The organism is Sphingomonas sp., assembly GCF_965227385.1.
GTDB lineage: Bacteria > Pseudomonadota > Alphaproteobacteria > Sphingomonadales > Sphingomonadaceae > Sphingomonas.
Genome location: NZ_OZ245750.1, coordinates 2,956,840 through 2,968,885, shown reverse-complemented (window position 1 = coordinate 2,968,885; position 12,046 = coordinate 2,956,840). Strand labels below are relative to the sequence as shown.

At 64.6% G+C, this 12,046-nt stretch carries 11 protein-coding genes; 6 read left to right on the top strand and 5 right to left on the bottom strand.

Going from position 1 to position 12,046, the window contains the following annotated elements; translation table 11 throughout:
- Window positions 1–8: 8 nt before the first annotated feature.
- Window positions 9–1,373 carry a class II 3-deoxy-7-phosphoheptulonate synthase gene (locus ACO05N_RS14650; RefSeq protein ID WP_422058761.1) on the bottom strand — a complete coding sequence of 455 codons (1,365 nt, stop codon included), beginning with the start codon at window positions 1,371–1,373 and terminating at the stop codon, window positions 9–11.
- Window positions 1,374–1,738: 365 nt separating this feature from the next.
- Here ACO05N_RS14650 and ACO05N_RS14645 point away from each other — a divergent pair, with 365 nt between their 5' ends.
- Complete coding sequence (locus ACO05N_RS14645) at window positions 1,739–2,164, top strand: hypothetical protein (RefSeq protein ID WP_422057808.1); 426 nt, start codon at window positions 1,739–1,741, stop codon at window positions 2,162–2,164.
- Here ACO05N_RS14645 and ACO05N_RS14640 read toward each other — a convergent pair whose 3' ends face one another.
- The gene (locus ACO05N_RS14640) at window positions 2,165–3,679 is read right to left on the bottom strand and encodes an anthranilate synthase component I family protein (RefSeq protein WP_422057807.1); all 1,515 of its coding nucleotides are present in this window, start codon (window positions 3,677–3,679) and stop codon (window positions 2,165–2,167) included.
- Window positions 3,680–3,684: 5 nt separating this feature from the next.
- Entirely contained in the window at window positions 3,685–5,631 is a 1,947-nt protein-coding gene (locus tag ACO05N_RS14635) for a SurA N-terminal domain-containing protein (RefSeq protein ID WP_422057806.1), read from the bottom strand.
- A 151-nt stretch (window positions 5,632–5,782) separates the two neighbouring features.
- On the opposite strand from ACO05N_RS14635, the gene tpiA reads away from it, so the two are divergent.
- Together tpiA and ACO05N_RS14625 are read left to right on the top strand one after the other, a co-directional pair.
- A complete protein-coding gene (tpiA, locus tag ACO05N_RS14630) occupies window positions 5,783–6,529 on the top strand; it encodes a triose-phosphate isomerase (protein WP_422057805.1) in 747 nt (248 codons plus the stop codon).
- Window positions 6,530–6,532: 3 nt separating this feature from the next.
- Window positions 6,533–6,979, top strand: a complete 447-nt coding sequence (locus ACO05N_RS14625) for a hypothetical protein (protein ID WP_422057804.1) — start codon at window positions 6,533–6,535, stop codon at window positions 6,977–6,979.
- Between the two features lie 21 nt (window positions 6,980–7,000).
- Here the strand turns inward: ACO05N_RS14625 and ACO05N_RS14620 are convergent, their stop codons facing one another.
- Complete coding sequence (locus ACO05N_RS14620; RefSeq protein ID WP_422057803.1) at window positions 7,001–7,435, bottom strand: hypothetical protein; 435 nt, start codon at window positions 7,433–7,435, stop codon at window positions 7,001–7,003.
- A 205-nt stretch (window positions 7,436–7,640) separates the two neighbouring features.
- Between ACO05N_RS14620 and ACO05N_RS14615 the strand changes: the two genes are divergently transcribed.
- The 3 genes from ACO05N_RS14615 (at window position 7,641) to ACO05N_RS14605 (ending at window position 9,633) form a co-directional block, all read left to right on the top strand.
- Entirely contained in the window at window positions 7,641–8,900 is a 1,260-nt protein-coding gene (locus tag ACO05N_RS14615; protein WP_422057802.1) for a DUF6161 domain-containing protein, read from the top strand.
- A 152-nt stretch (window positions 8,901–9,052) separates the two neighbouring features.
- The gene (locus ACO05N_RS14610) at window positions 9,053–9,328 is read left to right on the top strand and encodes a ribbon-helix-helix domain-containing protein (RefSeq protein WP_422057801.1); all 276 of its coding nucleotides are present in this window, start codon (window positions 9,053–9,055) and stop codon (window positions 9,326–9,328) included.
- A 14-nt stretch (window positions 9,329–9,342) separates the two neighbouring features.
- On the top strand, window positions 9,343–9,633 hold the full coding sequence (locus ACO05N_RS14605) for a type II toxin-antitoxin system RelE/ParE family toxin (RefSeq protein WP_422057800.1): 291 nt from the start codon (window positions 9,343–9,345) through the stop codon (window positions 9,631–9,633).
- A 61-nt stretch (window positions 9,634–9,694) separates the two neighbouring features.
- Here ACO05N_RS14605 and ACO05N_RS14600 read toward each other — a convergent pair whose 3' ends face one another.
- Window positions 9,695–12,028 carry an ATP-dependent helicase gene (locus ACO05N_RS14600; RefSeq protein WP_422057799.1) on the bottom strand — a complete coding sequence of 778 codons (2,334 nt, stop codon included), beginning with the start codon at window positions 12,026–12,028 and terminating at the stop codon, window positions 9,695–9,697.
- Window positions 12,029–12,046: the final 18 nt, after the last annotated feature.

Here is a 12,046-nt window from a genome sequence, read left to right as displayed (position 1 = left end):
GTTCGTCCTCACGCCGCCTTGCGCCGCTCCGCCATCTCCTCGTTGAGCATTTCGGCGAGCAGGAAGGCGAGCTCCAGGCTCTGGCCCGCGTTGAGGCGGGGGTCGCAATGGGTGTGGTAGCGGTCGGCGAGGTCGTGTTCGCTGACGTCAATCATGCCGCCGGTGCATTCGGTGACATTCTGCCCGGTCATCTCAGCATGGATGCCGCCGGCATAGGTCCCCTCGGCGCGGTGAACGGCGAAGAAGCCGCGCACTTCGGCCAGGATGCGATCGAATGGACGCGTCTTGTAGCCATTCGCGGCCTTGATGACGTTGCCGTGCATCGGGTCGCAGCTCCACACCACCGGATGCCCTTCGCGCTTCACCGCGCGCACCAGCTTGGGCAGGCCGTCCTCGATCTTGTCATGGCCATAGCGGGTGATCAGGGTCATCCGGCCCGGCGTGCGGGTCGGATTGAGCGTGTCGAGCATGCGCAGCAGTGCGTCGGGCTCCAAGCTCGGGCCGCACTTCATCCCGATCGGATTGCCGATGCCGCGCAGGAACTCGACATGCGCCGATCCGTCGAAACGCGTTCGATCGCCGATCCACAGGAAGTGCGCACTGGTATCGTACCAGTCCCCGGTCAGGCTGTCCTGCCGTGTAAGCGCCTGCTCATAGGGGAGCAGGAGCGCTTCGTGGCTGGTGTAGAAATCGGTACGCTTCAACTGCGGCACGGTTTCGGGGTTGATCCCGCACGCTTCCATGAAGTCGAGCGCCTCGCCGATGCGATCGGCGACATCGGCGAACTTGTCGGCCCAAGGGCTGCGGCCCATGAAGTCGAGCGTCCACTTATGCACTTGATGCAGATTGGCGTATCCGCCGCTGGCAAAGGCGCGCAGCAGGTTCAGCGTCGCGGCGGATTGGGTGTAGCCGCGGATCATCCGTTGCGGATCGGGGATGCGCGCCTCGGCGGTGAACGCGATGTCGTTGACATTGTCGCCGCGATAGCTGGGCAGTTCGACCCCATCGATCGTCTCGGTATCCGCCGACCGCGGTTTGGCGAACTGGCCCGCCATGCGACCGACTTTCACCGTCGGCAACTTGGACGCAAAAGTCAGCACCACCGCCATCTGAAGGATCACGCGAAATGTGTCGCGGATGTTGTTCGGGTGGAACTCCGCGAAGCTCTCGGCACAGTCGCCGCCCTGCAGCAGGAATGCCTCGCCACGCGACACACGCGCCAGCTCCTGCGTCAGTGCGCGCGCCTCGCCCGCGAAAACCAGTGGCGGGAAATTGGACAGCGTGTCGGTCGCGGCGGTCAGCGCGGCGCCGTCGGGGTAAATCGGCAACTGCCGTGCTTCGGCGCGCGTCCAGCTGTCAGGGGTCCAGTCCATCGCCTGCTCCAGATTTCGGACATGGACATACCAGTCCTGATGATGCGCAATGCCGTTCGCCGCGATCTGGTTGAGAACGGCGGGAGAGGCCCGCTTTCCGTCTTCTTCCCAGCCTTGAACCGTCGATCCGGGCGTGTCGAACCACGCGCCGAATGCGGCACGGGACATGGAGCGTTCCTCACGGAAGCGGCGAATTTTGGAACCAGCTAACGTCGTCATGCGGTTCCCTTACCCGCGCTGGGTAAGTCGATGCAAGTGATAAATTCACCCGTTTGGGGTAAACGATGTGAGCACTGGGCATGGTGGTTCAGCCCAGCTTAATGGGACGTCGTGCGATAGACTGGGCCTCAGTCCAGGAGGCCAGCATGATCCGTCCGTTCCTCATCGCATCGCTGGCCGCATCGCCCGTCATGGCACAGGAGCAAGGTGGTGCGGATGGTAGCGTGCCGCCGCAACGGGTGCGCAGTGTGCTGCTCTATGGCGAGGAATCCTGTCCCAAAGCCGAGAGCCCGGACGAGGTTGTGATCTGCGCACGGCCCGGAGACTCGCCGTTCCGCATTCCCAAGGCGTTGCGGAAAAGCGAACCGGGGCCGGCAGGAACGAGCTGGGTTCGCCGCGCCGAGCTGGTCGATGAGGTCAACCGGGCGACGCTGCCCGGGAGCTGTAGCCCGATCGGCAGCTATGGCCAGAGCGGCTGCACCATCCGGATGCTGCAGCAGTGGAAGGCGGAGATGAAAGCGAAGAAGGACGAAGAGGCGGCGATGCCGCGTGGCGCCGAACTCGACGACTAGTTATTGGCCGAAGCCCGGCTCGCTCGCGCGGGCAACGGCTTCGCGTGCGGCGGCAAACAGGGCGCCGGCCTTCGCCTCGCACTCGCGCTGTTCATAGGCGGGGTCGCTGTCGGCGACGATGCCCGCGCCGGCCGTGACGTGCATCGTTCCGTCCTTCACGATCGCGGTGCGCAGGACGATACAGCTGTCCATCGACCCATCGGGCGAGAAATAACCGACGCCACCGGCATACGGACCGCGCTGGTCGCGTTCGAGCTCGGCGATGATCTCGCACGCGCGGACCTTGGGCGCTCCGCTGACGGTGCCGGCGGGGAAGCCCGCGAACAGTGCGTCCAGCGCATCGGCGTCGGGGCGCAGCCTGCCCACCACATTCGATACGATGTGCATCACATGGCTGTAGAATTCGACGGTGTAGCTGTCGGTGACTTTGACCGACCCGGCCCCTGCGACCCGGCCGACATCGTTGCGGCCAAGGTCGAGCAGCATGAGGTGTTCGGCGCGCTCCTTGGGATCGGCGAGCAGACTGTCGCGGTTCGCCTCGTCTTCGGCGGCATCCTTACCGCGTGGTCGTGTCCCGGCGATCGGGCGGATCGTCACGTCGCCATCGCGGACGCGGACGAGAATTTCCGGGCTCGACCCGGTCAGGGCAAAGCCGGGCAGGTCGAGGAAATAGAGAAAGGGTGAGGGGTTCACCCGGCGCAGCGCGCGATACAGTTCGATCGGTGGAAGCGCGAATGGCGCGGTGAAGCGCTGGGCAAGGACAACCTGAAAAATGTCGCCGGCGGTGATGTATTCGCGGGCGCGGTCGACCATGACGGCATAGTCGCTGGCCGCGACGACCGGCTGGGGCACGACGTCCATCGCCTCCGCAACGGCGCGAGGCGGCAGCGGGGCGGCGGCAAGGCGCGCCGCGGTGGCATCGATCCGATCGGCGGCGGTGTCGATCCGCTGCTGGGGATCGGCCGATGCGTCGGGCCAGATCGGCGCGACGAGGAACAGCGAATCTGCCAGCCGGTCAAAGATCAGGATCACGGTCGGGCGCACGAAGATTATGTCGGGCAGGCCCAACGCGTCGTTCGCGGCACGGGGCAAAGCCTCTACCAGCCCGATCGTCTCATAGCCGAAATAGCCGACCAGGCAGGCGAGGGCCCGGGGCAATTCGGCCGGCACGTCAATGCGACACGACTGTACCAGCGCCCGGAAGGCGGCGAGCGTCGGAGCATCCGCCGGGACAAATGCGTCGCGGTCGGTGAGCCAATCGGGGTTGAGTTCAGCCGCTTCGCCCTGAGCGCGAAAGACGAGATCGGGGGCGAGACCGATCATGCTGTGCCGACCGCGCACCGCGCCACCCTCGACCGATTCCAGCAGGAAATCGCCCCGGCCCGGCTCGATCAGCTTCAGTGCAGCGGCCACCGGGGTGTCGGTATCCGCCAGCTGCCGCCGCCAGATCAGCGCGGGCCGACCGGCGGCGAGTTCCGCGCGGGCGGCGTCGATCCCCTCAATCCCCCCGCGCATGGCGATCAATTGCCGCCCGTCGCCTGACCGCTCAGCTGCGCCTTGAGCGCGGCAATGGCGGCTTCGTTGCGCTTGACCTTCACGGCCTTGCGCGCGGCGGCGGCGAACTGTTCAGCATATTCATTGCCGATCAGCTGGCCAAGCTGGCCACGGGTCTGACCGATCAGCGCGGCGTTACCCTTGGCATTGCCCTCTTCGATGTCGTCGAGCTGGACGATCCAGTAGCCGCCGCGCTCGGGCGCCGGGATCGCCTTGGCCTTCTTCTCGGCCATGCTGAACATCAGGCGCACCGGCGGGGGCAGCTGATCGCCCATCTGGGCAAGCTGACCGCGCGAGGCATCGAGCGGCTGGATCGGCGGCAGGTTGAGGCTGCTTTCCTTCATCGCCTGAGCGATCGGCATGCCCTTGCCCAGCTTGGCGACGATCGCGTTGGCGGCTTTGCGCGCGCCATCAAGCTGCCGGCTGCGGACAAGGTCGCCGGCCACATCAGGTCGGATTTCTGCCAGCGGACGGGGCGCGGCGGCAACGATCCGGTCGGTTTTGACCAGCGCGAAGGCGCCCTCCTGGCCCAGCGGAATCAGCTGGGGATCGTCGCCGGTTTCCATGGCAAAGCCGGCCTGGGCGATCTGCGCCAGCGTGGGATCGGGCGCGGCCTCGCCGGCACCCATGGTGCGGCCGTCAGCAAACAGCGGCGCGCTGGTCTCCGCCTTCAGCTTCGATGCGCCTACCACTTCGTCGAAGGTCGCATTGTCGGCGATCTCGCCATCGATCCTGGCACGCAGATCGGCGAGCGCGGTCGCCAGCTTGGTCTTGGAGATCGTTTCGGCGAGTTCGCCGCGGACCTGATCGAGCGATTTGCCGGCAACCTGTTCGATCCCCTCAACCCGGACAATGTGCCAGCCCAGCGGAGAGCGCAGCGGGCCGACCACCGTGCCCTGTGCCCCGGCAAAGGCGGCATTGGCGATAGCGGGGCTGCTGGCGCGGGCGAACGCTTCCTTCTCGGCATTGGGCAAGGTCGACGCCTGAAGGCCCGCCGCCTTGGCAGCGTCGGCCATCGACGTACCGGCCTTTACCTTGGCCGCGATCGTCTTGGCGGCATTCTCGTCGGCGACGATGATCTGCGCCAGGTTGCGGCGGGTGCTGGCAGCATATTGCGCGGCGTTTTTCTTGTATTCGGCCGCGATCTCGGCCTCGGTCGCCTTGGCGCCGGCCTCGAACTGCGTCGGCATCACCACGGCGTAGCGCACCACGCGACGCTCGGGCAGCGTGTAGCGGCCCACATTCTTCTTGTAATAGTCCTGCAGCTCCGCGTCGGTCGGCGGGTTGCCCATGGCAATGGCGCCGATCGGGATATAGCCGACCGAGCCCTTGCGCCGTTCCAGCATCAGCGATGCATAGGGCACGGCCAGTTCGGTCGGGACCGGTCCAGCGTTGGCGATCGGTGCCATCAGCCATTGGACCAGGGTCTCGCGGCGGATGTCGCTGCGCACCTGTTCGGCGGTCAGCCGCTGTTCGGAGAGGAACTGGTCGAAGCGCTGCTGGCTGAACTTGCCGTCGAAACCCTGGAACGCGGGGATCGAGGCGATCTGGCCATCGATCGCGGCGGGGGAGACGGCCATGCCGTGCTCGGCGGCATATTCCTCGAGCGCCATGCCGTCGATGACCTGGTTCAGCACCTGATCGAACCCGCCGGTGCGGACGAACTGCGCCATATCCAGCATCGGCTGTTGCTGACGCACCCGTTCCAGCGCGTTGCGGAGGCGGTCCTGCAACTCCTGCTCGGTCAGCTTCTTGTCGCCGACCTGGACCAGAGCGCCGCCGGACGATGCGCCGCCAACACCGAGGCTCTGGACGTCCATCATCGCAAAGCCGACGCCGAGGGCGACCAGCAGCAGCAGGGCAACGATCTTGCCGGGGGTCGAGAAAATGACGCGGCGCAAATTGGTGAGCATGGAAACCCGCTGAGAAGGTAAGAATTGGCTTCGCTTTAGGGGGCAGGGGGACGGGCATCAAGCGACAACGGCACCGGTGGCGGTATGATGCTTGTGCGGCGGGACATCGCCGCCTATCGGCTTGTCCAATAGTGGACAAAGGGGAAGCGGGATGCGGCGAAAGCTGGTGGCGGGCAATTGGAAGATGAACGGCGTCACCGATTCGCTGGGCGAAGTCGCGGCGATTGCCGAGGCGGCGGCCGCCAATCCCGGCGTCGATGTCGCGCTGTGCCCCCCGGCGACGCTGATTGCCCCGGCGGTCGCGGTCGCGGGCGGGATGCCGATCGGCGGGCAGGATTGCCATGAGAATGACAGCGGCGCGCATACCGGGTGCATCTCTGCCCCGATGCTGAAGGACGCTGGCGCCACGCTGACCATCGTCGGGCATAGCGAACGCCGGGCCGACCAGAATGAGACCAGCCACGACGCCTGGGCCAAGGCAGCGGCGGCGCATCGCCACGGCCTGAACGTCATCTTGTGCGTCGGCGAGACCGAGGCGGAACGCAATGCCGGTCGCGCCGAGCGGGTGGTGCAGGCGCAGATCGAGAAATCGGTGCCCGAGGATGCGGACGGCAGCTGGTTCACGTTGGCCTATGAGCCGCGCTGGGCGATCGGCACCGGGCGCACCCCGACGCTGGAGGAAATCGAGCTGATCCACGCCATCGCCCGCGCCAAGCTGGGCATGATGGTCGGCGCGGAGAAGGCCGAGGGGATCCGCATCCTCTATGGCGGTTCGGTCACCGGCGCGAATGCCGCGACCATCCTGGCGGTCGACAATGTCGACGGCGCGCTGGTCGGCGGGGCGAGCCTGACCGCCGAGAAGTTCGTGCCGATTATCGAAGCCGCCGCGAAGCTGTAGGCGATGGACGCGGCGCGCCCTGATGTGCCGGAGACGCGGGCGCGGCGGATCGGGCGGTGGGCGCTGGCGACCTTTTATGCAGCGGCCGGCGTAGCGCATTTCCTGTACACCGACGCGATGGTGCGGATCGTGCCTTCATGGGTGCCGTGGGACGCGCGCGAGGTGGTGCTGACCACCGGCGCGGCCGAGCTGATCTGTGTTGCGGCACTGATGACCCGGAAATGGCGGCTGGCGGCGGGCTGGGCACTGGCGCTCTATGCGCTGTGCGTGTGGCCGGCCAATGTGAAGCACGCGATGATCGACCTGACGTGGCTGGGCGGGAGCGGGACAGGACTGTCGGCGTGGTACCATGTGCCGCGATTGCTGGCGCAGCCGCTGCTGATCGCGTGGGCGCTGTGGGCGGTTGGTGCGGTGCGGGTCGAGCGGGGCGCGGCGGCGTCGCGAAACTGACGAAGTTCCGCGCAACGCGCTTCATTCTGTCAGCTTCGGACGGCGCTGGGGCGGTGCGGGAGGTTCGGCGAGCGCCGCCAGCGCCATACGGAAATCGGGGCGGGTGATCGTGCCGATCTGACGCCCGCGATAATAGCGCGGGCGGGTGACGCCGTTGAGCGCGCGGTCCATCGCCATGCTGAACATGCGGTCATAGCCCATCATCAACGCCGCATCCCATGCGCGGGCGAAATCGGCCGCCTCCGGCCGCTCGCGCAATTTGTATGCGGTCTGGCGGCTCATCCCCACGGCTTTGCAGGCGCGGGTGACGGTGCCCATGACGGCGAGCGCGTGGATGAAGTCGGTTTGTCGCCGCGCAGTCCAGCCATCGGCGCGGCCACAGGTGGGGGCGGGCGTGAAGGCGAGGATGGCTTCATCCTCGTGAGACGCGGCGAGCGGGGTGGGCGAGTCGTTCATCCACAAGATTATGTGCTGGGATGGGGCTTGTAGGAAAGGGGTTTGTTTGCGGTTTGTTCCCGTGACGGTGCAGGCTATGGCTTGATTGGCTGTCCATGATCCACAACCAGTTGGCGAAATGAACGCTGGGAAAGCGCTATCCCCTTCACCATGAGACCGTTACGCCAATTCCTCATTCGCCAATCTTCGGATAGGGAGCGTCAGCATGCTGAATATTGAACTTGGTCCATTTGCTGGTGGTCTTCGAGCGTTTTCAGAACGCGAGCAGATATCTAGTTTTATTGATGAACAGCGTGGGCTGTGGCGAAACGAAGATGAATCGTTTTATCAAGCGGCATCAAATCAAAATTCCCCACCGTCGGCTCAATTGAACTATGTAATTTCTAAGTGGAACGAAATGCGGCAGCATTTCCAAAACTTGAATCAGCAGTTCTTGGACAATGATGAGAATTTTTCGTCGAACATTTCGAGGCTTTTTAAATCCACTAAGCCGATAAATTTGCATTATCCTCAAGCCGTATTAGTTAGAAAGTTGTTCCATGAGCGCGGTATCCATGTCGCTGCCGGCGCGTTGAGATACTTAGTAGCTTCCCCGGGAGAGTCCTTGGCTGATGTCGGAACGCGAGGAGGGTTGGAAGGCGTTTTCTTGGCTTGGGCGGACGGTGAGGCGCTCGGTTCCGAAGCGGTTCGTCGTAGCCGGGACTCTATACGACTAGCGGTGCGGCGCATCGAAGAAGACTATGCAGAGCACCACGCGAAGTTAGAAGAAAATTTAGAAGAGACGCGACGTGAAATCGATCAATTTGCCGCCACTTCCGCGCGACTCGCTGAGGAATTTGCCAATAATGAGGAGCGGAGAGAGGGGGGGTATCAGAGTGCGGAGAATGATCGAGCAGCCCGCTGGAAGGAGTCCTACGACCTTTATGTTTCTCAACTGAAAATACGCGCTGCGGTCAAGCAATGGGGAGACCGAGCCGAAGGGCACGAGAATACCTATTTGGAAAGGAAGCGGTGGGCGTTAGGCACCGGTGTGGTTGGAACATCGCTAGCTGTCGCCGTATCTTGGGGGGCGTTGTCTTTGGCCAAGTGGTTGTTTTCAGACGCATTGGTCGAGGGTACCGCGATTGTTCAGGCAGGCACTCTTCGTCCTACTTGGGTTCACGAGTTAATATTCGCTGGATCTGTGTCGCTACTATATTTGACATTGTTCCTCTGGCTGCTGAGAGTGCTGGTGCGTATGTTAATGGCAGAGCAACACTTGGCAGTTGATGCTAGGTCGAGAGAAAGTATGGCGCATACTTATCTGGCTCTTTTAGAGCAGCAAGCGGTATCAGAAGATGCAGACAGAGCTATCATATTGGCAGCACTATTTCGTCCTGTGACCGATGGGCTCGTCAAAGACGATGCGTTGCCTTTGATTAGCCCTGCGACGATCCTTTCTGGGCAACTCGCGGGAAAGCCTTAGCCCGCTGATGATCACAAGCTAACCGCCGCACTTGCGACAGTTTGCCATCCCGGCGAGCGGAGACAGGGGGACGACGGCTCTCATGGAAGACGCATGAGCTTGAACCACCCCGTCTTCCATCATATCCTCTCGGCCTATCGCGAGAGGCCCCGATGGAATCCACCCGCCGTCTTGATATCGAACTGCCTGAAGATCTGGCCGATGCCGTTGAGGCGCGGGTCAGAGCGGGGGAGTATGCGAGTGTGAGTGAAGTCGTGGAGGAGGGCCTTCGCGCATTGGCGACGCGGGACGACGATCCAGCGCGAGTGGCGTGGGAGCGGGAGGAACTCGCCGCCGCCTATGATGCGTGGAAGGCTGATCCCGCTGCCGTGATGACGGTCGATGAGGTGCGGCGGAAGTTGGCAGACGCGCGGCGCGCGCGCGGATGAGGCGATACCGCGTCGTGTTCGCGCCGCGTGTCTGGCGGCAGCTGGATGCTTTGCGGGCCTATGTGACGCAGGAGGCTTCGGCAGAGGTAGCTGATGGCCTGACGAACGATCTGATCGAGCGGTGCCTGACGCTGGCGGAGTTCGCCCATCGCGGGACGCCGCGTGACGATCTCCGGCCCGGCTTGCGGACGATACCGTTTCGGCGGCGCGCGACGATTGGTTACGTGGCGTCGGGCGATGATGTGGTGATCCTGACCATTGCCTATGCAGGACAAGATTTGGCCGGGATGTTGCGGGGCGATTAGGCGGTTTGGCTCTGCCAAGTGTCCTCCACCCCAACCCCTCCTCTGAAGAGGAGGGGCTTTTCTAGGCGTCGATGGTGACGAAACTGTCCATCACCCGCTTCCGCCCGCTCGTCTCGAACTCGATCTCCAGCTTGTTGCCTTCGATCTCGACGATTTCGCCGTAACCGAATTTCTGGTGGAAGACGCGCATGCCGAGCGAGAGGTCGTCGCGGCCCTTGTTGCCGAGGCTGACCGCGCTGCCGCGATTTTCGACCACGCGCTTGGGGGCGGTGGTGAAGGTCGAGCTGGGGGCGGCGGCGCGTTGCCAGCCGGGGCCGCGGCCGGTGCCGCGGCCGACATGGGCGAAGGGGTCGGTGTGTTCGCTCCAGTTGGCGCGCCACAGGCTCGCGCCGCCGGAGAGGGTGGATTCCTCGTCGATATGCTCCTTGGGCAGTTCGCCGACGAAGCGGCTGGGGATGCTGCTGGTCCATTGGCCGTAGATGCGGCGGTTGGCAGCATGGAGGATCGTCGCGAGGCGGCGCGCGCGGGTGATCGCGACATAGGCGAGGCGGCGTTCCTCCTCGAGGCTGGCGAGGCCGCCTTCGTCGAGCGAGCGCTGGCTGGGGAACAGGCCTTCTTCCCACCCGGCGAGGAAGACGGTGTCGAATTCCAGCCCCTTGGCCGCGTGGATGGTCATGATCGTGACCTTGGGCTCGTCGGCGTTATTCTCGTTATCCATGACGAGGGACACGTGTTCGAGGAACGCGCCGAGCGTTTCATACTCCTCCATCGCGCGGACGAGTTCGGAGAGGTTTTCGAGGCGGCCGGCGGCTTCGGCGGTGCGGTCCGCCTGCCACATCGCGGTGTAGCCGCTTTCGTCGAGGATGATCTGGGCGAGTTCGGTGTGCGGAAGCTGACCGATGCGGGTGGGCGGCAGTTCCTCACCCTCCACCGGGACCGGCGCGCGGAGCATCTGGCTCCAGCGGGCGACGTCGCCGACGAAATTACCGAGTGCGCGGCGGGCCTGCGGCGTCAGTTCATCGGTGTCGAGGATGCGCGCAGCGGCGACGAGCAGGGGGATACCCTCGGCACGGGCGAGCATGTGGATCTTGGCGATGGCCTTGTCGCCCAGGCCGCGCTTGGGCACGTTGACGATGCGTTCGAACGCTAGGTCGTCGGCGGGCTGGTGGACGAGTCTGAGATAGGCGAGCGCGTCGCGGATTTCGGCGCGTTCGTAGAAGCGGAAGCCGCCGACGATGCGATAGGGCAGGCCGGTGGCGATGAAGCGGTCTTCGAACTCGCGCGTCTGATGCTGGGCGCGGACGAGGATGGCGAAATCGTCGAGCGACTTGCCGGTGCGGATGCGGGCGCTTTCGATGTCCTCGCCGACGCGGCGTGCTTCTTCGGGGCCGTCCCACACGCCGATGACGCGGACCTTTTCGCCCGCGTCGATCTCGGTCCACAATTCCTTGCCGAGGCGGCCTGAATTGTTGGCGATCACCGCGCCGGCGGCGGCGAGGATGTGGGGGGTGGAGCGGTAATTCTGCTCGAGGCGGATGACCTTGGCGCCCGGAAAGTCCTTTTCGAACTTCAGGATGTTTTCGACCTGCGCGCCGCGCCAGCTGTAAATCGACTGGTCGTCGTCGCCGACGCAGCAGATATTCTTGCGCTCCTGCGCCAGCAGGCGGAGCCAGAGATACTGGACGCTGTTGGTGTCCTGATACTCGTCGACCATGATGTAGCGGAAGCGCTGTTGGTACTGCGCCAGCACGTCGCGGTGGGTGCGCAGGATGGTGAGCATGTGGAGCAGCAGGTCGCCAAAGTCGCACGCGTTGAGCGCGCGCAGCCGGTCCTGATATTGCTGGTAGAGTGACTGCCCCTTGCCATTGGCGAAATGTTCGGACTCGCCGGCGTCGAGCATCTCGGGGGTCAGGCCCTTGTTCTTCCACCCGTCGATCAGCCCGGCGAGCTGGCGCGCGGGCCAGCGCTTTTCGTCGAGGTCGTTGGCGACGATGAGCTGCTTGATCAGGCGGAGCTGGTCGTCGGTGTCGAGGATGGTGAAGTTGCTCTGCAGCCCGACCAGCTCGGCGTGGCGGCGCAGCATCTTGGCGCCAATCGCGTGGAAGGTGCCGAGCCACGGCATCCCCTCGACCGCGTCGCCGACATGGTGGCGGACGCGTTCGCGCATCTCGCGCGCGGCCTTGTTGGTGAAGGTGACCGACAGGATCTCCGACGGATAGGCGCGGCGGGTCCAGAGCAGGTGGGCGAGACGCGCGGTGAGCGCGGCGGTCTTGCCCGTGCCAGCGCCGGCGAGGACGAGCACGGGGCCATCGACGGTGAGCACGGCGTCACGCTGCGGCGCGTTGAGGCCGCGCAGATAGGGGGGATCGTCGGCGGAAGGCTGAGGTACGGACATTGCGAACAGGTAGGGAAC